The following is a 24,049-nucleotide window of genomic DNA, read 5'->3' as shown; positions in this document are numbered from 1 at the left end:
TCCAGCGAGTCCCGATGAATAGAACAAGCACGCCCGTCTTGTCGCCTTGAGGAAGAGAGCACACATGAGCGCATCCCCCCATTTCTCCTTGCTGGCCAAACGCCGCCTGGGCCCCCTCTTCCTGGTCCAGTTCCTGGGCGCCTTCAACGACAACCTCTTGAAGTACGCCCTGCTGTTCCTGGCGAACTTCGGCCTGTATGCCGCCGACCCGGCACGGGCGAAGATGCTGGCCACCGTCGCCACGGGGCTTTTCATCCTGCCGTATTTCCTCTTTTCCGCGCTGGCGGGACAACTGGCCGACCGCTACGACAAGGCGCTGCTGATTCGCTGGGTCAAGGCGGCGGAGGTCGCGATCATGGGCCTGGCGCTGGTCGGCTTCTGGCTGCTGTCCGTACCGCTCCTGCTGACGGCGCTGTTCTGCATGGGCCTGCATTCCACCCTGTTCGGCCCCGTGAAGTACTCCATCCTGCCGCAGCAGCTGGCCGAAAACGAACTCATGGGCGGAACCGGCCTGGTCGAGGCGGGCACCTTCCTGGCCATCCTCGCCGGACAGTTGCTGGCCGGCGTGATCTCGGTCCACCAGGCCGGCATCGTGTTGATGGTCCTGGCCGTGCTCGGCCTGCTGGCCAGTCTCGCCGTCCCGTCCGCCCCGCCGCTGGGCACGCCGCAGCATATCGACTGGAACGTCTTCAAAAGTACCTGGCGGATCATGTCGATCGCGCGCCGCATCCGCGGCGTGTGGCTGGCCATCCTCGGCATCAGTTGGCTTTTCGCGGCGGGCGCGGTCCTGGTCTCGCAGTTCGCGCCGCTGGTCTCGGACAGGTTGTCCTGCTCGCAGGAAGTGGCGACGCTATTCCTGGTCGTGTTCTCGCTGGCGATCGCGGCCGGCTCGATCGCCGTGAACCGCTTGCAGAAAGGCGAGGTTTCCGCGCGCTACGTACCGATCTCGGCGCTCGCCATGGCCCTCGGTCTCATCGACCTGTGGCTGTCGACCAGCAGCTTCACCGCCCAGACGGCCGGCGCCTCGGCGGCGCAGTTCCTGGCGACGCCCGGCTCGGTGCGCATCCTCGTCGACCTTGGCGTGGTCGCGTTCGCCGGCGGCATGTTCGTCGTGCCGCTGTACGCCATCCTCCAGGTCATGAGCCCCCCCGACGAGTGTTCGCGCGTGGTCGCCGCCAACAACATCGTCAATGCAGGCGTCACCGTGCTCGCCGTGCTGGCGGTGGCGGCCCTGCTGGCGGCGGACGTCGACGTGCCGGGCATCATCGGCGTGCTGGGTTTCGCCACGCTGGTGGTCGCCTTCGTGTCGATCTGGCTGCTGCCGGAAACCCTTTTCAAGGACGTGGTGCGCCTGGTATTGCGCGCGATCTATCGCGTGGAGGTCAAGGGCCTGGAGCACATGCCCCAGCCGGGCCAGCGCGCCGTGGTGGTGGTGAACCACATATCCCTCCTCGACGGCCTGCTGCTGGGCGCATTCCTGCCGGGCAAGCCGACCTTCGCCGTCAATACCACCATCGCCCAGTCCTGGTGGATCAAGCCCTTCCTGAAGCTGTTCAAGGCCTTCCCGGTCGATCCGACCAATCCGATGTCGACCAAGGCGATGATCAGGACGGTGCGCGAAGGCAATACCCTGGTGATCTTTCCCGAAGGACGCATCACCGTCACCGGCGCGCTGATGAAGGTATTCGACGGACCCGGCATGGTTGCCGACAAGGCCGACGCCGACATCATCCCCGTGCGCCTGGATGGCCCGCAATACACGCCCTTCAGCTACCTGAAGGGAAAGGTGCGGTCGCGCTGGTTCCCCAGGATCAGCCTCACCGTGCTGGCGCCGCGCCGCTTCCACGTCGAGGAAGGGCTGACCGCGCGCCAGCATCGGGAAGCCGCCGGCCGCCTTCTGTACGACGAAATGAGCAATATGCTTTTCTCGACGTCGCGGGCCGCCAATACCCTGTTCGGCGCGCTCTGCGAAGCGCGGGCCGTGCACGGCGGCAAGGCCAGGGTGCTGGAGGATGTGAAGCGCAAGCCGCTGACCTACAACCGCCTGATCGCCGCCGCGCGGCTGCTGGGCAAGCGACTGGCCGCTGGCACGCAAGCGGGCGAGGCGGTGGGCATCATGCTGCCCAATATCAACGGCGCGGTGGTCGCTTTCTTCGCCTGCCAGGCCAGCGGCCGGGTTCCGGCCATGCTGAATTTCACGGCGGGCGTGGCCAATATGCGGTCGGCCTGCCGGACGGCGCGGATCCGTACCGTAGTTACCGCGCGGGCCTTCGTCGAACAGGCGAATCTGGGCGCATCGGTCGCGGCGCTGGAAGCCGATGGCGTGCGCGTCGCCTGGCTGGAAGACATGGGCGCCGGCATCGGCGCCGCCGAGAAATTCCGGGCCCTGCTGACGATCCGCGGCGCCGCCGCGCGCCACGCCAGGCTGGGCATCGGCCCGGACGCGCCCGGAGCTATCCTGTTCACGTCCGGCTCCGAAGGCACCCCGAAGGCCGTCGTGCTCACGCACCGCAACCTGCTGTCGAATTGTGCGCAGCTTGCCGCGCGCGTGGACTACAACGCCAGCGACGTGATCCTCAATGCGCTGCCCATTTTTCACTGCTTCGGCCTGACCGGCGGCATGCTGCTGCCCTTGCTCAATGGCATCCGCACCGTGATGTATCCCAGCCCCCTGCACTACAGCATGGTGCCGGCACTCGCCTACGACGCCAATGCGACCGTGCTGTTCGGCACCGATACGTTCCTCGCGGGCTACGCGCGCATGGCGCATGGCTACGACTTCTACTCGGTGCGCTATATCTTCGCCGGCGCGGAGAAGGTGCGCGAGGAAACGCACAGGGCCTATGCCGAGAAGTTCGGCCTGCGCATCCTCGAAGGCTACGGCGCCACGGAATGCGCGCCGGTGATCGCGGTGAATACGCCCATGCACTTCAAGGCGGGTACCGTGGGTCGCCTGCTGCCCGGGATCGAGGCGCGGCTCGAAGCCGTGCCGGGCATAGCCGAAGGGCAGCGGCTCTACCTGCGCGGGCCTAACGTCATGGCCGGCTATATGCTCGCCGACGCGCCCGGCGTGCTGCAACCGCCGGCGGAGGGCTGGCACGACACCGGCGACATCGTCAGCGTGGACACCGCCGGTTTCATCACCATCCGCGGGCGAGCCAAGCGTTTCGCCAAGGTCGGCGGCGAAATGATCAGCCTGCCCGCCGTCGAAAACCTGGCGGGCGCCTGCTGGCCGGGCTTCGAGCACGCCGTGGTGACGCGCCCCGATCCCAGGAAGGGAGAAACCCTGGTGCTGTTCACCACCGCGTCCGACGCGCATTCCAGGGCGCTGCAGCAATGGGGCCGCGCGCATGGCGTCACCGAACTGATGATCCCCCGCGACATCCGCATCCTGGACCGGCTGCCGGTATTGGGCACCGGCAAGCTCGACTACGTAACGATGGCCGCGCTGGCGGCCCAGGCGCCGGCGCAAGCGGACGAGGAAGCGGCCGACGAAGCGGCCGACCCCGCCTAGCGCTCCATCACCCGGTTCCAGCGCGCGTTGAACGCGGGCCGGGTGGCATTGATGGCGTCCCAGTCCAGGACCTTGGCGTTCGCCATGTAGTCCTGGAACTGCTTCAGCACCGCGACATTGTCACCCGTGCCCTTGACGTCGCGGTTGGACGGGAAGTGGCCGCCATACTCCAGCGCCGCTTCCTGCGCCTCCCTGGACAGCAGGTAGGCGGCCAGCTTCTGCGACAGTTCCGGTTCCGAGTTCTTCGCCACCACGCACTCGCCCACCACCAGGATTACCGAGCCTTCCTTGGGCTGCGCGTATTCCACCGGGATGCCACGCTTCTTCAGGCGCGCGATGGCGGTCGGCGTCAGCGGGAAGATCGCGGCCTCGTCGGACTGGATCATCTCCGCCAGCTTGGCGGAATTGGTGATGTATTCCAGCACGTTGGGCCCGATGGTCGAACTCCACTTGCCGAAGCCCGGTTCGACGTTCTGGTCCTTGCCGCCCTGGATGCGGTTGAACATCAGGAAGGCATGCAGGCCGAAGGTGCTGCTGGCGGCCGATTGGAAAACGACCTTGCCCTTGTACTTGGGATCGGCCAGGTCCATCCACGACGTGGGCGGGGCCCAACCCTTGTCCTTGAAGATATGGGTGTTGTAGCCCAGGCCCGTCATGCCCGTGTCGATACCGGCCGCCATGCCGTCCTTCATCACCGCGGCGGGATACAGCTGCCGCAGTACCGCGCCGTCCTGGATCTTCTCGCACAGGCCCATGGAGATGGCGCGCGACATCACGCCGTCGTCCAGGAACATGACGTGCATTTGCGGCTTGTCCTTGAACGCCTGGGCCTTGGCCAGCACTTCCGTCGACGTGCCAGGCACGACGACGATCTTGACGTTGTTGGCTTTCTCGAAAGCGGGAAAAACATGCTGGGTGAAGGCCCGTTCCATGTCGCCGCCGTTCATGCCCACATAGAGTGTTTTCTGTTGCGCCATGGCGCCGGCGGACAGCGCCGTCGTGGCCAGGAGTCCTGCCAGCCACTTGCAGGCCAGCGTGCGCACGGGATTGCGAACCCCATGGCCGCGATGGGTGTCTGTCGTCATCATGATGCCTCCAGCGTTTGCTCACGGAACGTATGACCGGAACCGGCGGCCTCATGAGCGGGGGCCGCGTACCGGTCGATGCGGAATGCATCGATGGGAATGTTGGTGTGGCCGTCGACCACCAGCTGCGACAGCACTTCGCCGATCGCCGGCCCCACCTGGAAGCCCGCGCCGGACAGGCCAAACGCGTGGAACAGCCCAGGCGTGGTGATGCTGGGGCCAAGCACGGGATTGTGGTCTGGCATGCTGCCTTCCACGCCACTCCAGAAGCGGATGACGTGCGCCCCGCGCAAAGGGCGCAGCAAGGCGGCCGCGTTGGCCAGCAAGGCCTGCACGGCCTCCCGGCCGGGCCTTGCGAAATCCGGGTCGGACGATACGCCGCGGCCGCCGCCGATCACGCAATTGCCGCGCGCCACCTGGCGCGCATAGATGCCGCCACCCTGCATGCCCAGGCTGACGTCCATGAACAGCGGCAGGGGCTCGGTCACCATCATCAGCGGATGTATCGAGGTCTCGGGCACCGCCTCTCCGAACGCAGCGGCGAAATGTCCCGCCCAGGCGCCCGCGCAATTCAGCAGGAAGGACGATGTCACTTCCAGCGCCGTACCCGCTCGCAGGATGAAACGCCTGCCGTCATGCAGGGCGCTGGTCACCGGCGAGGATTCGCGCAGCACCGCGCCCGCCGCCAACGCCGCGCGCGCGAACGCCGGCGAGACCAGCCTGGGATTGGCATGGCCGTCGTCCGGGCAAAAGGACCCGCCGATCACCTCGTCACCCAGCCAGCCATAGTGCCGGTCCAGGTCCGCGCGGCTCAGCATGCGCAGGTGCATGCCATGGCCGCGCGTAGCCTGGCGATAGCTCTCCAGCGCGGCCATGTCGACTTCGGTACGCGCCAGCTTCAGATGGCCGGACCGCACATACTCGCCATCGGTGCCGATAAGCGCCGGCAGCTGCCCCCAGAGTTCGTGTGCCCGCCGCGTGAGCGGCATCTGCGCGACGGGCCGCCCCTGGCGGCGCACGCCGCCGTAGTTCACGCCGCTGGCCTTGGCGCCGCACAGCCCGGCCTCCAGCAGTGTCACCGGCACGCCCCTGCGCCGCAGGAACAAGGCCGCGCTGGCGCCGATGATGCCGCCGCCAATAATGGCGACCTCGGTATCGATGCGTTCCATCAGGGCTGGCCTCCCGTTTCGGGCGCGAAGCTGGAAGCCTCCACGATCATGTGCACGGGCACCGGCTTGACCGGCGGCTGCGGCCGCAACCGCCCGACCTGGTCGGGGCCGACCCCGCAAGCCCCCGCCAGCACCTCGGCCGCCGCGGCGCCGCACATGCGGCCCTGGCAACGCCCCATGCCCACGCGCGTCAATGCCTTCAGTCGATTCAGTTCACGCGAGTGCTGCCCGGCGACCGACGCGCGCAATGCGCCGGCGGGGATTTCCTCGCAGCGGCACACCACGACGTCGTCGGCGATGTCCGCCGCCCAGTCCTCGGGAAAAGGAAAAGCACGTTCCAGCGCGTCGCGGATCCGCTGCCACCGCAGCAGGCGGCCATCCAGATGACGGATACGGCGGCCATCGACGGGCAGTTGCATGTCCTGCAGCAGCGCCAACGCGGCGCGTTCGCCCGACAACTCGGCGGCATCGGCACCCGCGATTCCCGCGCCGTCGCCGGCCAGGTACACCCCAGGCACCGAGGAGCGACCCGCGGCGTCACGGGTGGGCAGCCACGCCCGGTCCCGCGCATTGAACGCATGCCGGCACCCCGCCAAGCTGGCCAGCTGGGTTTCGGATCGCAAACCCACGCCATAGCCCAGCGCGTCGCAGGCGATGGTCAAGGTCCGGTCGCCCGTGCGGCACTCCACCGCCTCGACCCGGCCGTCGCCCAACACGCGCAAGGGCCGCACGCCTTGGTGCAGGACGATTCCATGACGACGTAGCCACGCCATGTAGTAGAGGCCCTTGGCCAGCAGCACCGGCGCGCGCAGCAGGCCCGGCAAGGCCGCGGCGTGATCGGAAAAACGCGACGTATCCAGCACCGCGGCGACGCGCGCGCCGGCCTTGGCGTACTGGTACGCGACCAGGTACAGCAGCGGCCCGGTGCCCATGAATACCACCTGGCTGCCGATGGCACAGCCCTGGTACTTCAAGGCTACCTGTGAGCCACCCAGCGTGTAGACGCCTGGCGTCAGCCAGCCCGGCAAGGGCAGCACCCGATCGGTGGCGCCCGTCGCCAGGATCAGCTGGCGATACGGCACTTGCCGGCTCACTCCGTCGCGCAGGACATCCAGCACGCCGTTGTCGAGATTCCATACGAGCGAGTTCGGCTCGTAATCGATGTACGGCGCCAGCCGCGCCATCAGGCGGTGCAGCGTGCTCGCCTTGCGATGCTCGAAGCCGTACAGCGTGGCCGGCGTGCGCGTGTAGCCCGGCGCGGCTGGCGGTTGCCGGTAGATCTGGCCGCCGGCGCGGGGGCTCTCATCCAGTACGCGCGGGCGCAGGCCGGCCGCGACCAGCGCCTCGGCCGCGCGTATGCCGGCGGGACCCGCGCCGATGATGACGGGCTGGGGCCCGGCGCTGGCCGGACTACCCTCCTGTCGCTGCGCCACCTGGTCCCCGGCGTCGCGCTTGGGGCGTGGCGTCGCGCTCATGACCCCGCCTCCACGTCCGCGGCCGGCGCGGCAGCCGTGGCGGTGGGCTGCCCGGTCCGCCACGCAGCCGGCCATTGCGACAATAGCCGCATCCCCGGCTCGATGAACGTCGAACAGGCGCGGACGCGCCCGCCCTCTTCCAGCAACATCCAGCAATCCTGGCACGCCCCCATCATGCAGAACCCGGCACGCGCGCCGCCGCTGAACTCGGAACGGCGGACATGGTCGATATGCGTCAGCACCGCGGTCAATACGGTATCGCCCATCAGAGCCTGGACCGGCGCGCCATCCAGGGTGAACGCCACCGGCGCGCGCGCGGTTTCGGCAAGGCGTTTGAGTATCGGCATGATGATTCCGGTTTTGTCTCGAGGCGACCGCGGGGCCGCGCTATTTCTGTCCCACCAGCACGCGGTCCAGGCCATAGACCCGGTCCAGCAGCAACATGGTCAACGCCGTCAGCGCAATGACCAGCGCCGAGACCGCCGCCATCATGGGGTCGATGGACTCGGTGGCGTACATATACATGCGCACCGGCAACGTGATGGTGGTGGGCGACGTGATGAAGACCGACATGGTCAGTTCGTCGAAACTGTTGATGAAGGCCAGCAGCCAGCCGCCGGAGATGCCGGGGATGATCAGCGGCAGCGTCATGCGCCAGAACACGGTGGCCCGGCTGGCGTTCAGCGATAGCGCCGCGTGTTCGATGGAGCGATCGAAGCCGACCAGCGCGCCGATCACCAGGCGCAACACATAGGGCGTGACGATGACGGTATGGCTGACCACCAGCCACGCGAAGCTGCCCGTCTGGCCGATCAATGCGAAGAAGCGCAGCAGCGCCACGCCCAGCACCAGGTGGGGAATCATCAAGGGCGACAGGAACAGCCCGTTGAGCAGGTCGCGGCCGATGAATCGGTAGCGCGTGATGGCGATGGCGGCCGGCACCGCCAGGCAGACGGAGAACGTGGCCGACAGCGTCGCCAGCCACAGGCTGTTGCGAAACGACTGCATGAAGTCCGCGTGCTCGAACACCGCGCGGAACCAGCGCAGCGAAAACTGCGTGGTGGGAATGGTCAGCGTGGACGCCGGCGTGAAGGCGACCAGGCAGACGACGACCAGCGGCGCCAGCACGAAGGCCACCACCAGGCAATTGAATGCCAGCGCGACAGGACCGTTTTTTTGCATGATCGGACCTCCGGTCAACCCAGGCTGCGCCGGTACGAGCGCTCGATGACACGGTTGTAGGCCATCATGATGATCACGTTGGCCACCAGCAGCAGGATGGCGATGGCCGCGCCGAGCGGCCAGTTCAATTCGGTGAGGAATTCGTCATAGACGATGGTGGCGACCATCTTCAGGCGGCGGCCACCCAGCAGTGCCGGGATGGCGAAGGAGCTGGCGCTCAGGCCAAATACGATCAGGCTGCCCGAAAGAATGCCGGGGGCGGTCTGCGGCAGCACCACCCGCAGCAGCGTCTGCAGGCGTGGGGCATTGAGCGAGTAGGCGGCCTGTTCGACGGCGGGATCCAGCTTCTGCAAGGACGTCCACACTGGAATCACCATGAACGGCAGCATCACATGCACCAGCGCGACGATGATGGCGGTGGGCGTGTACAGCAAGGGCCCCAGTCCCAAGGCCTGCGCGGCCTTGCCCAGCGGGCCGGCCGGGCCCAGCAGCATGCTCCAGCCGAACGCCCGTACCACCAGCGAGACCAGCAGCGGCGACAGCACCACCAGCAGGAAGATGGACCGCCACGGCTTGCGCATGCGCGACAGGATGTAGGCTTCCGGTGCGCCGATGAGGACGCAGATAAGCGTCGTCAGCCCGGCGATCCAGAAGGTGCGCCAGAATATCCCCAAAAAATAGGGATCGCTGAACACCATGGCGTAGTGCGCCAGCGTATGGCCGGGCAGCACGCCCTTGTTGTAGTCGAACGGGTTGAACGACAGCACGATGGTCAGGCCCAACGGCGTCAGCACCAGCGTCAGGAACAGCAGCGTCAGCGGGATGGAGCCAAGGATGGCCGGCAGGCCGTCCAGCCGAGGCGGCGGGCGGTTGCGGACGACGGCGGACGTGGTGGTGGTTCCAACGCCCATTTTCAGGCCTCCGGCGCGACAGGGGAACCGTCCGAAGCGCACGGCCCCGCCGACACGGGCAGGACACGCACCACGCCGGCGGCCCAGTCCAGGCCGATGCGCGCGCCGTCGTCGTGGGGAGCGCTGCCGTCGTTGGGGGCGAGCACGGTCAGCGCGCCGACCGGCGTCTGCATTTCGTACATCCACTGGCTGCCCAGGAAGTAGCGGCCGGCAACCATGGCATCCAGCTTGCCCGCGCCGGCGGCCACGGGCACCAGCTTTTCCGGCCGCAACGATACCTTCACTTCGTCGCCCGCGCGCAGGCCCGTGCCGTCCACCGCCAATGCCAGGGCGCCGCAACGGATTTCCGCTTCGACGCCCGCCCGTGTCACGGCCCCTCGCAGCAGATTGGATTTGCCGACGAAGTTGGAGATGAACTCGCTGCGCGGATGCTCGTACATGCGGTAGGGCTGGTCGACTTGCGTCGCCCGGCCGTCCTGCATGACGACGATGCGGTCGCTGATCGACAGGGCCTCGGCCTGGTCGTGCGTGACCATGATGGTGGTGGTGCCCGTCTTGCGCTGGATGGCGCGCAGTTCGTACTGCATGTCCTCGCGCAGCTTGGCGTCCAGGTTGGAGAGCGGCTCGTCCAGCAGCAACACCGGCGGACGTATCACCAGGGCGCGCGCCAGCGCCACGCGTTGGCGCTGGCCGCCGGACAGTTCGCGCGGATAGCGGTCCGCATGTTTTTCCAGCTTTACCAGCGCCAGCGCTTGCGCCACGCGTTCGGCGCGCTCGGCCTTGGCGACCTTGCGCATCAAGAGGCCGAAGTCGACATTGTCGCGCACGGTCATGTGGGGGAACAGCGCATAACTCTGGAACACGATGCCCAGGCCGCGCGTATTGGGCTTGGCATAGGTGATGTCGCGGCCGTCCAGGACCACCCGCCCACGGGTGACATCGGCGAATCCCGCGATCATCTGCAAGGTGGTGGTCTTGCCGCAGCCCGACGGTCCCAGCAGGGAAACGAACTCGCCTTGCTCGACACTGAGGTCGAGGTCTCGCACGACCTGGAGGTCGCCGTAGCTCTTGGAGATTTTTTCCAGCCGCAGAAATGACATGGGCGCCTTGCCTCCCGCGTCTTGGCGGGAGTAACCGTGGAAAGACGAAGGCCAGTCTAGGTTTCAGCCCATGGGAGCGGCAATTAGGGTTTTCCGTATAAGAGAATTTCTTTGTGTATTTTTCAGCAGAGTAGAATTTAGCCACCCATTATCAGCGATAAATTTTTACTGACGGAATCCGATCATGGCGAAGGAAGACCTCGGCGGGACGGAAGGCGCCGCCCCCGGCGCATTGCAACGGGCGTTTTCGGTGCTGCGGGTGCTGGCGGACGCCAAGGGCGAGAAGCTGCGCCTGACCGACATCGCCGCGCGGGCGGGCCAGGCGCCCGCCACCACGCACCGCGTACTGCAGGCCTTGATGCAGGAAGACGTGGTGGAGCAGCCTGCGAACAGCAAGGCCTATCAACTGAGCGTCGCCTTCTATGCGCTGGCGGCCACCTCGGGACGCTTCCGCTCCAACCTGCGGGAGGTCTACCGGCCTTCCATGCTGCGCCTGTGCGGCATGCTCAACGACACGATCTTCATCCTGGTGCGACACGGCTTCGACGCCGTCTGCCTGGATCGCATCGACGGCCCATTCCCGGTGCGTTCGCATTCGGGTGATATCGGCGGCCGCGTGCCGCTAGGTCTGGGGCAGGCCGGCCTCATCCTGCTGGCGCGCCTGCCCGCCGCCGAACGGGAGGAAGTCATACGCTTCAACATCCCGCGGCTGCATCATCTGGGCTTCATCGACGAGATCTCCATGCGGGTGCGCATCAAGGAATGCCTGGAGACCAACTACGTGTTCAGCAGCGGCCCGGGACTGTTCCCGGGCATCTCCGGCCTGGCCGTTCCGGTCGAGGACCGCAACGGCGAAACCGTCGCTGCGTTGAGCGTGGCCGCGCCGTCGGAGCGCATGAGTCCCGAGCGCCTGCCGCTCATCGTCGAGATGCTGCACAAGGAAGCGCGACTGATGGGCGCCCAGATCAACCCTTTCGACCCGGCCCTGCGCCGGCCCAGCCAATTCCTGGGCACCGGCAACCGGGAATAGCCCACGCACGGGCCTGCGCCAAAGCCGGCAGCGACGCACCGCCGGCCAAGGGGCGTTCAACCCATATCGGCCAGGCGTTCCTGGACGGCGCGATACGAAGCGGCCAGCAAGAGCCTGGCCGCCTCCTCCGCCGCATCGGGCTTGGCTGCCTCCACCGCTTCCAGCAGCCGCTGCCAATCGCCCGCGGATTCGCTGCGCCGCTGCGGGGTCTGGAAGCTGAGCGACTTGCCCCGCACGGATATTTTCCAGAGCACCTGGTTGCTCAGGCCCTCGTACATCACCGGCAACTGCTTCCAGCCCACGGCGTTGATCAGCAGCTGCTGCGTCTCGATCGAAACCCTGGCGTAGGCAGCGGGAGCCGTGGACGGCTTGTCGGCAAGTTGGCGCAGCCGCTCGACCTGGCGTCGCAATTGCGCCAGCGCGGCGTCATCGCGCGCCTGAGCGACGCGCCGCGCCGCCAATCCCAGCAATTGCGCGCGGATGCAGAAAATTTCCTCGATACCTTCAGCGTCGATTTCCCGGACGCGGGCGCCGAACCGTGGCACCCGTTCAATCAAGCCGCGCCGCTCCAGCACCCCGATCGCCTCGCGCACCGTGGTGCGGCTGACGGCATAGCGATCGGCCAGTATCTCTTCCTTCAACCTTTCCCCTGGCCCGAAGACGCCGTTTTGTATGGACTGCTCCAACTGGTCGGCCATCTGTTCAGGCAGGGATTTGGACCTGCGTCCCAAGGGCAGCACGTCGTCTACAACCGGCTTTGATGTTCGCGTCATGGAAGGCGGGAGGGGAGCTGAGGTCTCTGACCGTCAATTGGAATCATGGTGCGCGGAGATCGCGGTCGGGCGGCGCGCGGCGCCCCGCCCACCGGCCGCGGCGCTAGTATATCGCCCGGGCTCGGCCCGCCTTGCGCACGCCGGTCAATTGATCTGGATATGAGCGGAGCGTATGACCTTGCCCCATTTTTCGACCTCCGCGGCGATGAAGGCATCGGTCCCGGCCGGGCTGCGCATGGCCACCTCGCCACCCAGCTTGCCCAGTTGCGCGACGAAGCCGGGGTCCGCGACGACTTTCTTCAGCGCATCGTTATAGGCGCCTATGATCTTGTCCGGCGTGCCAGCCGGCGCCAGCAGCGCGAACCAGCCGAGCACCTCGAAATTCGGATAACCGCTTTCCGCCACCGTGGGCGTATCCGGCAGGAACTTCGACCGCTGCGTCGAGGTAATGGCGAGCGGCCGCAGCGTCCCGTCCTGGATGTGCGGCAACATGACGGCGATGTTGTCGAACATCATCGGCACGCGCCCGCCGATCAGGTCGGGCAAGGCCGCCGCGCTGCCCTTGTAAGGCACATGCATGATATCCACGCCAGCCTCCATCTTGAACAGTTCGGCCGCCAGGTGCTGCCCGGTTCCCGGGCTGGCGGAGGCGAACTCGACCTTGCCCGGGTTCTTTTTCAGATAGGCGACGAAATCATGCACATTGCGGGCCTCGATCCTGGGATTGACCACCAGCACGTAGGGCGTCACGGCCACCAGCCCGACAGCGCGAAAACTCTTGACGGGGTCGAAGGGCTGGTTGGTGTAGAGCGATGCGTTGGTCGCGTGGCTGCTCGGTGCGAACAACAGGGTCTTGCCGTCGGGATCGGCCTTGGCCACCATCGAGGCCGCCAGGTTGCCGCTGGCGCCCGCGCGGTTTTCCACCACGATCGAGGTCTTCAGGTCCTCCGCCATGCGTTGCGCCACCAGCCGCGCGATGACGTCGGTCGTCCCGCCCGGCGGAAAGCCCACCATCAGCCTGATCGGTTGCTCCGCGCGCACCGCGCCGGACCATAGCGGCATCAGCGCACAGGCGGCGATCAGCGCCGCTTTTCGTATTGTCCTGATCATTTAGTTGTCTCCTGGCTTTCTGAATCTTGTTTTGTCAGGCCCTGCCGTCCCGAAGCGGCGCCCTTCTGGCGATCGCCCCAGGCTCGCGGGCCGGCACGATCAGGACACGGCGGCGATGGCGCTGCGGGCGGCCTGCTCGTCCATGGGCGCGTCGTCCTGGATGACATAGCCGGACGGCTCGCCCAGCAGGGAGCAGCGCATCATGTGGCGCAGCTTGGTCTGGTCGAAATCCGGCAGCGCGATATGCAGCGTGCAGCGGTTGTCCCACATGACGATGTCGTTGATCTCCCAGCGATGGCGGTAGACGAATTCCGGCGTGGTGGCGTGGCGATTGAGGAAATCCAGGATGGGACGGCTTTCTTCCTCGGTCATGCCCACGAAACTGCGCACGCGGTCGCTGATGAACAACAGCTTGCGGCCCGTTTCCGGATGCGTGCGCACCACCGGATGCGCGATGGGCGGATTGCGCTTCTTCAGTTCGGCGATCTGCGCGGGGTCGCGCCGCTCGAAACCCTTGATCAGGGTGATGTCATGCACGGCATGCAAGCCGTCCAGGAAGGCCCGGAACGGGGCGCTCAGCGTTTCGTACGCCATGTACATGTTGGCGAACATCGTATCGCCGCCCACCGGGGGCTTTTCCTTGCACATCAGCACCGACCCCATGGCCGGCCGATTGGTGTAGCTGAGGTCGGAATGCCAGTTCCTGCCGGTATTGCGCGTTTGCGAAGGCTTGCCGTCGCGCGGTTTGTTGGTGACCAGCAGGACCTCGGGATGATCCGGGTCGCGGTAATACGGCACGCTGTCGTTGCGCTCGACTTCCCCGAAATTGCGGGTGTAGGCGATCAACTGTTCCGCGCTCAGGTCCTGGCCCGGCAAGACCAGCACCAGGTGCTCGCGCCAGGCGGCGCGCAAGGCCTCCCTTTGCTCGGGCCGCAGGCCGGTGCGCAGGTCCAGTCCTGTCACGGACGCGCCGGCGGCATAACCCAGCGGGCGCACGGTGATTTCACTCATTTGTCTCTCCTTTGGATGGTGGCACGCGGTGCCGCGGGCGTTCGATGTGGCCGCCCCGCCACGCTTCGCATCATATTTCCATTCTTGAACATTGTCGACATCGACAATGTTCAAGAATCCAAACCATTGATTTTGAATATCTATTTTTCATCTCGCGCGAAACAAAGGAGGAAAAGGCCTCCGCGATGAAAATAAATCCAACGAGACGTTTATCCATATGTCAACTCATCGGTATATGCTCCCGGCAACCAAAAACCGGCTGCACGCGCGGATCGAGCCCCGCGCCACGCCCGGGAGAAACGGCGGCAACTACCGGCGCCGCACGGAAAACGTGCGCCGGCGACAGCTACAAGAACAACCAGGATGAAAAGAGAAACACCTCGTGGGCCTGATATCCATTGAATTCGGCTTGGGATTTCCCGCTTTTTTCCTCCTGTATTGGCTCTTCCGCCCCCGACCCGATATCCAGAACGGCCTGCTTACGGTGGCCAGCCTGGCCTTGCTGTGGCACTACGCGTCGGGCCGCGTGGTCGCATCCGTCGTCGTTTTCACGGTGCTGGTCTACCTGGTCGCCAAGGCCATGCAAGCCAGCGATTCGGCACGCGGCCGCAAGGCCTGGCTGTTTGCCGGCGTGACGCTGGCGGTGCTGAACCTGCTTTTCTGGAAGTACGCCGAGCCCTGGCGAGTGCCCTTGGGCGAACTGCTCGCCGGCCACGGCCTGGACATCGACCTGCGAAACCAATGGCTGCTGCCGCTGGGCCTGTCCTACTACACCTTCCAGGGCATCAGCTACCTGGTCGACTGCCAGCGCGGGGATATCCAGCTTGGGCGGCGCCTGGCCTTGCTGGAACTGCTGGGGCATTTCGGCCTGTTCCTGACGGTGACGGCCGGCCCCATCCAGCGCGTCACCGACGCCAAGGGCCTGACCGACTACCGGAATGCCCCATGCAACGCGCTGGACCAGATCAAGGCGCGCGAGCCGCGCCACATCATCGCGCCGACCTTCGCGCTGTGCCTGATCCTGGCCGGACTGGCCAAGAAGTGGTGGCTGTCCGGCTGGCTGGCGTCGCATGTGGTCACCCCGGTATTCGCCAACCCCTCCGAATACCACGCCCTGGACATCTTCACCGCGATCCAAGGCTACACCCTGCAGTTGTTCTTCGATTTTTCGGGCTATAGCGACCTGGTCGTCGGCATGGGCCTGCTATTGGGCCTGCGCCTGCCGGTCAATTTCCGCGCCCCGCTGCTGGCCCACAATCTGCGCGAGTTCTGGAACCGGTGGCATATCAGCCTTTCCATGTGGATACGGGACTATCTCTATATCCCGCTGGGCGGCAACCGCGGCGGTTTCGCGCGCACCCAGCTCAACCTGCTGGCGGCCATGGTCCTGTCCGGCATCTGGCATGGCTGGAGTGGCTACTTCCTGAAGTTCGCGCTGTGGGGATTGCTGCATGGCCTGGGCCTGGTATTGCTGAACATCGGCGACAACGTGTTCGCCCGCCTGCCGGGCTGGCGCGCCAACGGCCGCAAGCGCGACTTCATCGCCGGCCTCGGTTTGCCGGCGCGGGTGCTCTCGACTTTCCTGACCGTGCAGTTCGTCTGCTTCTGCTTCATCCTGTTCCCCATCCAGGATCTCGGCGAAGTCGTTCCGCTATTCCATGCCCTGGGCCACAACGTCCATGACGTCCGCATCGGCCCCTGGACCTTGCCCGTGCTGCTGGCCATGCTGGTCCTGTGGGCCCTTTATCCGGCGGGGCGTCGCCTGCCCGAGCATTGCGCCGGCGCCCTGGCCCGGCTCCCCGCCCTGCTTCGTCCGGCATTGATATTCGCCGGTTTCGTCCTGATCGTGCTGCTGGCGCCGTCAGGCATTCCCGGTTTCATGTATGCCAACTTCTGAACCCGCCATGGCATCCCCGCGTACGCAAGCACTATCGACCCTGGTTTCGCTGATATTCGTGGCGCTGGCCTCGCTCTGGCTGATGCAGGGCCCCATCGCCATCTATTTCCAGCAGACCTATCACCGCGATTATCCGCTCGCGGCCCTGGAAACGAACGGAGCGTGGAAGTCGGGGCAGCGGCTTTGGGCCGACCTCAGCGGCGCGATCGACAACGCCGGCAAGTCCATCGATGCCGGCTCCGCCAGGCTGACCGATGACGCCAACCAGAACTTCGTCCTGACCGAGGACTTCTACCGGCGCGAGCGCGAGGCCAAGGTCGAAGCGGAAAACCAGCGCCGCGCCGCCGCGGAACTGCTGGCGCGGCGAAAACAGGAAGCCGATGCGCTGAAGGCGGCAACCGACGCGCGCCTGCGCGCGCAGCAGGCCGCGCAGGACGAACGCGGCCGCGCCCTGGCGTTGGAAGCGCAGCAGCGCGCCGAGGCGCAGCGGCGCGCCAGCTATCTGATGATCGCGCCGCCCGGCAAGGTCTTCATGGCCGGCGATTCGCTGATGCAGGGCATCGCGCCCCACCTGCTGCGCACGCTCAAGACGCAATACGGCATCGACGGCGTAGACCTGAGCAAGCAGAGCACGGGCCTGTCCTATCCGAACGCGTTCAACTGGCCGGAAACCATTTCTCGCACCTTGCTCAAGGACCCGGGCATCCGGCTGCTGGTCATCATGCTGGGCCCGAACGATCCCTGGGACATGCCCGACCCCGCCAACAAGGGCGCGAAATTCCTCCGCTTCAAGACCCCCGAATGGGAGACGGTCTACCGCCAGCGCATCGCCGGCATCATCCAGTCCAATGCCGCCCGGGGCGTGAGCACCCTGTGGATAGGCGCGCCCGGCATGAAGGCCGCGAAACTGGACGGCCAGATGGTATGGCTGATGCAGGTCGTGCAGGACGAAGTGGAGAAACAGGGGGCGGTATTCATGGACACGCGCCATTTGCTGGCGGCCGACAATGGCGGCAGCAAGGGCAGCAGCAATGGCAATGGCAACGGCAATGCCAATGGTAATGGCAACTACAGCGACTCCATCATGGTCGATGGCAAGGCCACCAAGATGCGTAGCGGCGACGGCATCCATTTCTCCGTCGCCGGCCAGAAATACCTGGCGGCGCGGATTTTGGATAAGCTCCGTCTGCCGCCGCCGGTTTCGTCACAGTGAGTCGCCCATGTTTTCGATGTCCCGCCCTCGTATCCTGCTTGCCGCGTCAGCCCTGGTCGCCGCGCTGCTCGCGCTTGCGCCGGCGGCGCGAGCCCACGCGCTTTACGATTACGGCGACAGGAACGCGACGCGCATCGCAGCCCTGCTGACCCCCTCCGCGGGACGGGAGGATGGCTTTCACATGGTGCAAATCGGCGATTCGCACACGGCGGGCGACTATTTCACCGACTACCTGCGCACCGAATTGCAGCAGCGGCTGGGTGACGGCGGCATAGGCTGGGCCATGTCGATGTACGCCAGCGGCCAGCGCCTGGCCCGCGTGGGCTACGAGCAAGAAGGCTGGGAACTGGTCAACAGCCGCAACGCCGGCGAGGCCGACTATCCCTTTGGCGGCCTGATCGCGCAGGGGACCGGCGTGGGCGGGCAATTGACCCTCAAGACCAAGTCCGATGACAGCCCGCGCCAGAACATCGTGATGGTGGTCAGCCAGGCCGCCGGCGACCCGCCCTTGCATATCATCGATGCGGACAGCGAGGTGCTGGACGTCAAGGCCAGGCGCGCCGACGGCGCCTGGTCGGAAGCGACGTTCACCGCCCGCCTGCCCTTTATCGTCACCACGGAAGGCAGCCCGAATACCCGTATCGGCGGATGGTGGATGCGCGGCGAACGGCCGGGCGCCATCGTCTCCGCCGTGGGCATCAACGGGTCCGAGCTGTCGCAGTGGGACCGGTGGCGTTCCGGCTGGATGGACGACCTGGCCCTGGGCAAGCCCGACCTGATCGCGCTCGCGTACGGCACCAATGAAGCCTTCCGCACCAACCTGGACCCGCGGGAGTACCGGCGGACGCTGGAAACAGCCATCGACCAATTGCGTGCCAGGTTCCCGCGCAGCGCCATCCTGATCATCGGCGCGCCGGAATCGCTATCGTCCCTCAAGGGGGGCGTATGCGGCCAGCGCGCGCCGTCCTTGAACGTGGTGCAACAGGAACAGCGCGCGGTCGCCAAGGAGAAACACACGCTCTACTGGGATTGGCAGCAGGCCATGGGCGGCGGATGTTCGATGCGAAAATGGGTGGCCCAGAACCTGGCGCGCAAGGACGGCGTGCACTTCAGCCAGGAAGGCTATGAACGCGCCGCCGGCGATCTGCTGGCCGGCCTGCTTCATTTGCGCGGCGCAGCCGGGTCGCGCTAAGCGCCCGACGTTCAGCGTTCAGCATTCAGCGGCCGGCATTCAGCGCCGGCGTTCAGCGGCCGGCGCCGAATCAGCGCCCTGCCGCGAACGCTCCTCTTCCGCGCGGGTCGCCCCCCGCTACCTCACTGCGCGGATGCGTGCTCCAGCGCCGCCAGCAACTTGGGCAGGCTCGCACCGTCGGATCGCAATTGCCGCGCGAACGCTTGCTCGCTGCTGTCGGCAGGTTCGAAACCCAGGGCGTTGAGCTGCCCCCGGAACGCATCCTGCCCCGACAACGCGCGCAAGGCGGCGCCGACACGGTCGACGACCGGCGCCGGCGTGCCGGCCGGCGCCAGCAAGCCGAACCAGGACGGACTGAAGGGAATCACGGTGCCGGCCTCGGCCAGGCTGGGAATCGCCGGCGCCAGCGGAGAGCGCCGGGCCTGGATGACGGCCAAGGCGCGCAGCTTGCCGCTGGCCAGATGCGGCAACATCCCTGGCAAGGCGCCGGCGGCGGCGTCGGTTTCGCCGGCCATCGCCGCCACCGTGGCGGGCCCCGCGCCCTTGTAGGGAATGGCGCGCCAATCACCGCCCTGCGCCTGGCGTATCTTCAGGATCGCGACGTGGGGTTCATTACCAAAGCCCGGCGTTCCCACCGTCACGCCCTGGGTCTTCGCACGCTGGAGCAGATCCGCCCAGGTGGCGATGGGCGAATGGCCGGCGACGACGATGACCAGCGGGCTGGTCGCGACCATCCCGACCGGGCTGAAGCTGGTGAGCGGGTCGTAGCGCGCGGCGCCCGGCATCAAGGTGATGTTGGCCACCAGCGCGCTGCCGGACAGGAGCAGCGTGGCGCCGTCGGGGTCGGCCTTGGCGACATGCTCGAAGGCGATGTTCCCGCCCGCGCCCGGGCGGTTCTCGATGACGAAAGGCGTACGCAGGGTCGCGCCCAAGGCCTCGCCCAGCTTGCGCGCAAGAAGGTCCATGGCCCCGCCGGGCGCCAGCGGCACGACCAGGCGGGTCGGGGTTGCGGCGCGCGCGGCGTTCGCGCCGAATAGGGAAGCGAATAGGGAAGGCAAGGCGGCGGACGCCAGCGCGGCGCGGAGCAGCCGACGGCGGGTGGGAGCGAAGGGCATGGTGGACCTCGTGGCTAGACTCGTGGCAAAACGCATGGCGAGGAAGCGGGTCGACGGACGACTGGCCGCCGGATCGCGACCCGCGTCAGACCGGGTGCGCGTAAAAGAAGTCGAGCAGGAGGCCGGGGTAGCGAGCGCGGTTTTCCTCGCCTTCCCAGGCATCCTCGATACGCGTATCGCGCGCCAGCGCATGGATCTCGTCGGAGATCACACCCGGATGCGGCGTGTCGTGGCCGCGCAGTATCAACAGCGGCGTGGTCACGGTGGCCACGAAATCCCGATCGACGGAGAAAATGAAGTCGGCGCCGAACAGCGCCTGGTATTGCCGCGCCAGCAGCGCGGGATCGACGTCGGGTCTACGCGCCCGAAAGCCCGCGGACCACGAATCAAAGGAATGGTCGAAGTGCTCGCGGTTGCGGGCGTCCAATCCGGATGTGGCCTGCACCACGAAGGAGGCCACGCGCGGGCCGGCGCGCTCGATGAGCTTGAATCCGAACGGGCCGCCGATGCAGGCGCCAAGGATGTGGAAGCGCTCGATGCCCAAGTGGTCGAGCAGGCCCAGGTGGTCCGCGGCATAGTCGTCCCAGGTGACGGGTCGCGTATAAGGTGCGCGCGAATTTCCCGCGTTGCGCTGGTCCAGCGTGATCAGCCGGAAATCCCGCGCCAGGAACGGCCGGGGATCGGGAAAATTGCGCGGTTCGCCATTCGCGCGCACGCCCCAGAAACGGGCCTGGGAATCCAGGCCACCGGGGGCCAGCGCAAGAATTGCCGGACGCGCGGGATCGCCGGCGTCCTCGTAGTACAAAGCGGTGTCACCGACATTCGCGACAGGCATGCGGACTTCTCGCTACGAACAAAACAATCGACAGGCATCGATTATTCGGGTCCGTGCTCTCCGCGAACAAATACAAGATTTCGATAAGCTAACGCCCCCGGCCTGGCCGTCACGAGCGGAACGTCCACGGGTTCGTCCCATCGCATGTCGCGCGGACCCGCGCTTGCGCTCGCCTGCGGCTGCGGTAACAGCGGCATGGCGGCGGACGCGCGAATGGCGTCGCCCGCGTGGCGCTTCTTCGCAGCGCGGCCCATATGCGCCAGCCTGTGCGTCACGACGCCGATCACGCGTGGCCCGTCGGCGGGCATGGCCCCGATATCGATAAGAAAGGGCCCTGGCGCGGGCGCGGCGCAGGCGGGCAAGGAGGAGGAGGAGGAGTCCAGCATATGGCGATCCGTTTCAGGGGGGTACGGAAGGGGTTTTCTTACGGAAGGGGTTTTCTGAAAGTACGCAGCCTTTCTGAGAAAACCTTCGTAACCCCAGCCATTGCTTCCGATCCGAAGTCGCAATGGCTTGCCTCTTACGAAAAATTGATGCTTCTAGGCACCGGACGCGAGGCATGCCGCAAACCCCAAGCCCCGACGACCCGCGCATCACGCATCACGCATCACGCGCTCATGCCGCTCGGCCCCGCGGCCAGCAACGGAGGCAGGCGCTGGGCGAGCATATCGATCACCACGCGCGTCTTCAAGGGCAAGGCGCGCGCGTGCGGCCACACGGCATTCAGCGCGTAGCCGAAAGGATGGGGCTCATCGAACACCGGCACCAGTCGGCCCTCGGCCACCGCATCGGCCACCAGCCAGCGCGGCAGCCGCGCCAGGCCCATGCCCTGGCAGGCGGCCATGGCGGTCACTTCCAGGCTGTTGCAGCCGAAACCATGGCGCGCCGGCACATACAGGTCGATCACCCGTCCATCCGCATCATGGAATTGCCACGGATGCGGCCCGGTATGGCGCGAATAGCCCACATAGGCATATCGATCCAGGTCGGCCATCAAGGCCGCCACGCTATCCGGACCGCCGTGCGCGGCCAGGTAGGCTGGCGCGGCGTACACCCGCATGCATTGCTGGCCCAGGAGGCGCGCCGCCAGCACCGCGCTATCGGCCAGCGGCCCGCTGCGAATGGCCAGGTCATAGCCTTCTTCGATGAGGTCGACTGACCGGTCGCTGAACGATGCGTCGAAACCGAGTTGAGGATGACGCTGCCCCAGTTCCAGCAACAGCGGCGCGATGCGCGTGCGGCCGATCAGCTCCGGCATGGTGATGCGCACCATGCCGCGGGGCTCCTGGCGTCCTGCCTCGATGGCGGCGTCCGCGGCCTCCAGTTCCGCCAGCGCGCGGCGGCAACGCTCGTAATAGGCCAGGCCGTCCTCGGTCAGGCTTTGGCTGCGCGTGGTGCGGTGGAACAGGCGGGTGCCCAGGCGCGCTTCCAGCCGCGCGACGCTCTTGCCCACCGCCGAGCGGGTGAGATGCAGGCGTTGCGCCGCGAGCGCGAAGTTACCTGTCTCGACCGCCGCGACGAAGGCCTCGATGCCGTTCAAACGTTCGCTCATTGGTGAATCTAAGGCGCCATAAACAAGAAAAAATGACGCCACTGCGGAGTAATTGGATTCAGTAGCATGATCCATCCCCACTCGACTCGCAAGGCATTCCCATGACCGATACGTCGTTCCGTTGGCAAATCTCCAAATACGGCCATCAAAACCTGCAACGCGTCCAGGTCCCCGTTCCCCAGCCGGGCCCCGGGCAGATCGTGGTCCGCGTCGAAGCCGTATCGTTGAACTATCGCGATCTCCTGTTGACAGGCAATGACAAGGACTATGGCTGGAGCGCGCCCCTGCCGTTCGTGCCGGCCTCCGACCTGGCGGGCACGGTCAGCGCGGTCGGTCCCGGCGTGAACCGCTGGACGCCTGGCGACCGTGTCATCAACACTTTCCAGGGCGGCTGGATCGACGGCATGAGGCCCGTGGACGTGCTGCCGATGGGCGGCCCCGGCCCGGGCGCGCTCGCCTCCCATGTCGTGCTGGATGCGCAATGGGCATCCGCCGCGCCGGCGACGCTGGACGCCGCGCAGGCCAGCACCTTGCCGTGCGCGGCACTCACGGCGTGGTCCGCGCTGGTCGAGGAAGGCCACCTGCATGCCGGCCAGACCGTCCTGATACATGGCACGGGCGGCGTTTCCTTGTTCGGCCTGCAATTCGCGCGCATGCATGGCGCGCGCGCCATCGTCGTGTCGAGCGCCGAGCATAAGCGCACCCAGGTCCTGGCCATGGGCGCCAGCCATGCCCTCTCGCGCCACGACGACTGGATCACGCAAGTACGCGAACTGACAGGCGGACGCGGCGCCGATCATGTGCTGGAAACCGTGGGGGGCGCCAATCTTGGCCGTTCGATGAAGGCCTCGGCGCAAGGCGCGCATATCAGCGTGATCGGCGTGCTGGCAGGTAGCGAGTTCGCCGGGTCGGCCTATGTCGCGATCGGCACGCGCGTCACGATCAAGGGTATCGCCGTCGGGCACCGGCGCGCGCTGGAGAGCATGGTCCGCGCCGTCGACGTCAATTCCCTGCAACCCGTCATCGCCGCCGAATACGGCGCCGACGACGTGCCGGCCGCCTTCAGGCACCTCGAACGCGGCGCCTTCGGCAAGGTGGTCGTGCGTTTCTGATGGTGTCGCCGCGGGGTGTCACGCCACCCCGCCGTTTTTTCGGGCCTCCCGATTCCACGTTTCCAGCAACTGGCGCGTCTGGGCACGCACGGTGGACTTGATCAGTTCGGCCTTTTCGGCATCGATGTCATTCCAGCCGAACAAGGTCAGCGTGCTACGGCGCGCGATGTGAAACACGAGCAACTGGCCATTCAGGCTCATCATGCGCACCAGGTTGCGCGGATCGTGGGACTCGCATCCGGTCAGCCGCGCCAGCAGCTCGGCGCAGAGGTCGTTCAGCGGCTTGCGCAAGCGGCACTGCAACACCTCCGACGCGATGCCCGGCTCGTGTCCCGCCTGCTCGCGGGCGAAGAACATGCGGGGATCCGGATCCCGCCGGAGCGTAAACATCTTGTCGGCGATCGTTTCCTGGATGCGGATGAAGGCATCGATCAGGCGTTCCGCGTCGCCGTTTTCCGCCAGCACCTGGCGCGCATTCACCACCACCGGCTCGAAAAAAGCCAGCGTCTCGTCGGCGATGTGCTCCGCACACGCCCGGTACAGGCCTTCCTTGTTCTCGAAGTAATACTGCAAGGCGGGGGCATTCACGCCGGCGCGCTGCGCGATATCGCGCGTCGAAGCGCCATCGAAACCCGCCTCGCCGAAGCGTTCGATCGCCGCATCGATGATGCGCAGGCGCGTTTCGTCTCCTCGGGCATACCCCCCCGCCGCCGGGCGCCGGGGCCGCTTGGCATCGATCATTTTCTTTCTCCCGCAGCGTAACAAATTAGATG

Annotated in this window: 21 protein-coding genes; 6 read left to right on the top strand and 15 right to left on the bottom strand. The window is 66.5% G+C overall.

Annotation, left to right across the window (positions count from 1 at the left end):
- Window positions 1-64: 64 nt before the first annotated feature.
- On the top strand, window positions 65-3,514 hold the full coding sequence (locus C7R54_RS15475; RefSeq protein WP_192903670.1) for an acyl-[ACP]--phospholipid O-acyltransferase: 3,450 nt from the start codon (window positions 65-67) through the stop codon (window positions 3,512-3,514).
- Here C7R54_RS15475 and C7R54_RS15470 read toward each other — a convergent pair.
- From C7R54_RS15470 to C7R54_RS15440, 7 genes are read right to left on the bottom strand one after another with little or no spacing between them, the layout of a single operon-like run.
- Complete coding sequence (locus tag C7R54_RS15470) at window positions 3,511-4,602, bottom strand: ABC transporter substrate-binding protein (protein WP_377813765.1); 1,092 nt, start codon at window positions 4,600-4,602, stop codon at window positions 3,511-3,513. The two genes, C7R54_RS15475 and C7R54_RS15470, sit on opposite strands and share 4 nt — an antisense overlap.
- The gene (locus C7R54_RS15465; protein ID WP_129151575.1) at window positions 4,599-5,771 is read right to left on the bottom strand and encodes an NAD(P)/FAD-dependent oxidoreductase; all 1,173 of its coding nucleotides are present in this window, start codon (window positions 5,769-5,771) and stop codon (window positions 4,599-4,601) included. Before C7R54_RS15465 ends, C7R54_RS15470 begins: the two co-directional genes overlap by 4 nt.
- Window positions 5,768-7,243, bottom strand: coding sequence for an FAD/NAD(P)-dependent oxidoreductase (locus C7R54_RS15460; protein WP_129151334.1), 1,476 nt, complete (start codon window positions 7,241-7,243; stop codon window positions 5,768-5,770). Before C7R54_RS15460 ends, C7R54_RS15465 begins: the two co-directional genes overlap by 4 nt.
- Entirely contained in the window at window positions 7,240-7,590 is a 351-nt protein-coding gene (locus C7R54_RS15455) for a (2Fe-2S)-binding protein (RefSeq protein WP_129151333.1), read from the bottom strand. The genes C7R54_RS15460 and C7R54_RS15455 overlap by 4 nt, the downstream gene beginning before the upstream one ends.
- Before the next feature lie 40 nt (window positions 7,591-7,630).
- Window positions 7,631-8,425, bottom strand: a complete 795-nt coding sequence (locus C7R54_RS15450) for an ABC transporter permease (protein ID WP_129151332.1) — start codon at window positions 8,423-8,425, stop codon at window positions 7,631-7,633.
- Between the two features lie 14 nt (window positions 8,426-8,439).
- Window positions 8,440-9,336: an ABC transporter permease gene (locus C7R54_RS15445; protein WP_129151331.1), complete on the bottom strand. Its 897-nt coding sequence runs from the start codon at window positions 9,334-9,336 to the stop codon at window positions 8,440-8,442.
- Between the two features lie 2 nt (window positions 9,337-9,338).
- On the bottom strand, window positions 9,339-10,436 hold the full coding sequence (locus tag C7R54_RS15440) for an ABC transporter ATP-binding protein (protein WP_129151330.1): 1,098 nt from the start codon (window positions 10,434-10,436) through the stop codon (window positions 9,339-9,341).
- Window positions 10,437-10,620: 184 nt separating this feature from the next.
- Between C7R54_RS15440 and C7R54_RS15435 the strand changes: the two genes are divergently transcribed.
- On the top strand, window positions 10,621-11,466 hold the full coding sequence (locus C7R54_RS15435) for an IclR family transcriptional regulator (protein ID WP_129151329.1): 846 nt from the start codon (window positions 10,621-10,623) through the stop codon (window positions 11,464-11,466).
- Window positions 11,467-11,522: 56 nt separating this feature from the next.
- Here the strand turns inward: C7R54_RS15435 and C7R54_RS15430 are convergent, their stop codons facing one another.
- The 3 genes from C7R54_RS15430 to C7R54_RS15420 form a co-directional block, all read right to left on the bottom strand.
- Entirely contained in the window at window positions 11,523-12,239 is a 717-nt protein-coding gene (locus C7R54_RS15430; protein WP_129151328.1) for a GntR family transcriptional regulator, read from the bottom strand.
- Between the two features lie 144 nt (window positions 12,240-12,383).
- Window positions 12,384-13,349: a tripartite tricarboxylate transporter substrate binding protein gene (locus tag C7R54_RS15425; RefSeq protein WP_129151327.1), complete on the bottom strand. Its 966-nt coding sequence runs from the start codon at window positions 13,347-13,349 to the stop codon at window positions 12,384-12,386.
- A 99-nt stretch (window positions 13,350-13,448) separates the two neighbouring features.
- The gene (locus C7R54_RS15420; RefSeq protein WP_129151326.1) at window positions 13,449-14,360 is read right to left on the bottom strand and encodes a TauD/TfdA dioxygenase family protein; all 912 of its coding nucleotides are present in this window, start codon (window positions 14,358-14,360) and stop codon (window positions 13,449-13,451) included.
- A 382-nt stretch (window positions 14,361-14,742) separates the two neighbouring features.
- Between C7R54_RS15420 and C7R54_RS15415 the strand changes: the two genes are divergently transcribed.
- The 3 genes from C7R54_RS15415 to C7R54_RS15405 are packed head-to-tail and all read left to right on the top strand — an operon-like array spanning window position 14,743 to window position 18,662.
- A complete protein-coding gene (locus tag C7R54_RS15415; protein ID WP_129151325.1) occupies window positions 14,743-16,257 on the top strand; it encodes an MBOAT family O-acyltransferase in 1,515 nt (504 codons plus the stop codon).
- Between the two features lie 7 nt (window positions 16,258-16,264).
- Window positions 16,265-17,470, top strand: a complete 1,206-nt coding sequence (locus C7R54_RS15410; RefSeq protein ID WP_158021216.1) for a DUF459 domain-containing protein — start codon at window positions 16,265-16,267, stop codon at window positions 17,468-17,470.
- Window positions 17,471-17,477: 7 nt separating this feature from the next.
- The gene (locus C7R54_RS15405) at window positions 17,478-18,662 is read left to right on the top strand and encodes an SGNH/GDSL hydrolase family protein (RefSeq protein ID WP_158021215.1); all 1,185 of its coding nucleotides are present in this window, start codon (window positions 17,478-17,480) and stop codon (window positions 18,660-18,662) included.
- A gap of 122 nt (window positions 18,663-18,784) precedes the next feature.
- On the opposite strand, the gene C7R54_RS15400 is transcribed toward C7R54_RS15405, so the two are convergent.
- The 4 genes from C7R54_RS15400 to C7R54_RS15385 all read right to left on the bottom strand — a co-directional run bounded on the left by C7R54_RS15400 (window position 18,785) and on the right by C7R54_RS15385 (window position 22,164).
- A complete protein-coding gene (locus C7R54_RS15400; protein ID WP_158021214.1) occupies window positions 18,785-19,777 on the bottom strand; it encodes a tripartite tricarboxylate transporter substrate binding protein in 993 nt (330 codons plus the stop codon).
- 85 nt (window positions 19,778-19,862) lie between these two features.
- Window positions 19,863-20,612, bottom strand: a complete 750-nt coding sequence (locus C7R54_RS15395; protein WP_129151321.1) for an alpha/beta fold hydrolase — start codon at window positions 20,610-20,612, stop codon at window positions 19,863-19,865.
- Window positions 20,613-20,653: 41 nt separating this feature from the next.
- Window positions 20,654-20,998 (bottom strand): hypothetical protein, encoded by a 345-nt coding sequence (locus C7R54_RS15390; RefSeq protein ID WP_129151320.1) that lies wholly within the window; start codon window positions 20,996-20,998, stop codon window positions 20,654-20,656.
- A 221-nt stretch (window positions 20,999-21,219) separates the two neighbouring features.
- Window positions 21,220-22,164: a LysR family transcriptional regulator gene (locus C7R54_RS15385; protein WP_129151319.1), complete on the bottom strand. Its 945-nt coding sequence runs from the start codon at window positions 22,162-22,164 to the stop codon at window positions 21,220-21,222.
- 101 nt (window positions 22,165-22,265) lie between these two features.
- On the opposite strand from C7R54_RS15385, the gene C7R54_RS15380 reads away from it, so the two are divergent.
- Window positions 22,266-23,276 carry a zinc-dependent alcohol dehydrogenase family protein gene (locus C7R54_RS15380; RefSeq protein WP_129151318.1) on the top strand — a complete coding sequence of 337 codons (1,011 nt, stop codon included), beginning with the start codon at window positions 22,266-22,268 and terminating at the stop codon, window positions 23,274-23,276.
- Between the two features lie 18 nt (window positions 23,277-23,294).
- On the opposite strand, the gene C7R54_RS15375 is transcribed toward C7R54_RS15380, so the two are convergent.
- The gene (locus C7R54_RS15375; protein ID WP_129151317.1) at window positions 23,295-24,017 is read right to left on the bottom strand and encodes a CerR family C-terminal domain-containing protein; all 723 of its coding nucleotides are present in this window, start codon (window positions 24,015-24,017) and stop codon (window positions 23,295-23,297) included.
- Window positions 24,018-24,049: the final 32 nt, after the last annotated feature.

The sequence above is a fragment of the Achromobacter aloeverae genome (assembly GCF_004121055.1).
GTDB classification, from domain to species: domain Bacteria; phylum Pseudomonadota; class Gammaproteobacteria; order Burkholderiales; family Burkholderiaceae_B; genus Bordetella_C; species Bordetella_C aloeverae.
This window is presented reverse-complemented; position numbering and strand designations above follow the sequence as displayed.

Bases quoted from the DNA above. Each gene is read 5' to 3' on its own strand.
- C7R54_RS15400 (WP_158021214.1), bottom strand. From the start codon at position 19,777: ATGCCCTTCGCTCCCACCCGCCGTCGGCTGCTCCGCGCCGCGCTGGCG.
- C7R54_RS15440 (WP_129151330.1), bottom strand. From the start codon at position 10,436: ATGTCATTTCTGCGGCTGGAAAAAATCTCCAAGAGCTACGGCGACCTC.
- C7R54_RS15430 (WP_129151328.1), bottom strand. From the start codon at position 12,239: ATGACGCGAACATCAAAGCCGGTTGTAGACGACGTGCTGCCCTTGGGA.
- C7R54_RS15410 (WP_158021216.1), top strand. From the start codon at position 16,265: ATGGCATCCCCGCGTACGCAAGCACTATCGACCCTGGTTTCGCTGATA.
- C7R54_RS15450 (WP_129151332.1), bottom strand. From the start codon at position 8,425: ATGCAAAAAAACGGTCCTGTCGCGCTGGCATTCAATTGCCTGGTGGTG.
- C7R54_RS15435 (WP_129151329.1), top strand. From the start codon at position 10,621: ATGGCGAAGGAAGACCTCGGCGGGACGGAAGGCGCCGCCCCCGGCGCA.
- C7R54_RS15380 (WP_129151318.1), top strand. From the start codon at position 22,266: ATGACCGATACGTCGTTCCGTTGGCAAATCTCCAAATACGGCCATCAA.
- C7R54_RS15390 (WP_129151320.1), bottom strand. From the start codon at position 20,998: ATGCTGGACTCCTCCTCCTCCTCCTTGCCCGCCTGCGCCGCGCCCGCG.
- C7R54_RS15470 (WP_377813765.1), bottom strand. From the start codon at position 4,602: ATGATGACGACAGACACCCATCGCGGCCATGGGGTTCGCAATCCCGTG.
- C7R54_RS15405 (WP_158021215.1), top strand. From the start codon at position 17,478: ATGTTTTCGATGTCCCGCCCTCGTATCCTGCTTGCCGCGTCAGCCCTG.
- C7R54_RS15420 (WP_129151326.1), bottom strand. From the start codon at position 14,360: ATGAGTGAAATCACCGTGCGCCCGCTGGGTTATGCCGCCGGCGCGTCC.
- C7R54_RS15375 (WP_129151317.1), bottom strand. From the start codon at position 24,017: ATGATCGATGCCAAGCGGCCCCGGCGCCCGGCGGCGGGGGGGTATGCC.
- C7R54_RS15475 (WP_192903670.1), top strand. From the start codon at position 65: ATGAGCGCATCCCCCCATTTCTCCTTGCTGGCCAAACGCCGCCTGGGC.
- C7R54_RS15460 (WP_129151334.1), bottom strand. From the start codon at position 7,243: ATGAGCGCGACGCCACGCCCCAAGCGCGACGCCGGGGACCAGGTGGCG.
- C7R54_RS15455 (WP_129151333.1), bottom strand. From the start codon at position 7,590: ATGCCGATACTCAAACGCCTTGCCGAAACCGCGCGCGCGCCGGTGGCG.
- C7R54_RS15385 (WP_129151319.1), bottom strand. From the start codon at position 22,164: ATGAGCGAACGTTTGAACGGCATCGAGGCCTTCGTCGCGGCGGTCGAG.
- C7R54_RS15395 (WP_129151321.1), bottom strand. From the start codon at position 20,612: ATGCCTGTCGCGAATGTCGGTGACACCGCTTTGTACTACGAGGACGCC.
- C7R54_RS15445 (WP_129151331.1), bottom strand. From the start codon at position 9,336: ATGGGCGTTGGAACCACCACCACGTCCGCCGTCGTCCGCAACCGCCCG.
- C7R54_RS15425 (WP_129151327.1), bottom strand. From the start codon at position 13,349: ATGATCAGGACAATACGAAAAGCGGCGCTGATCGCCGCCTGTGCGCTG.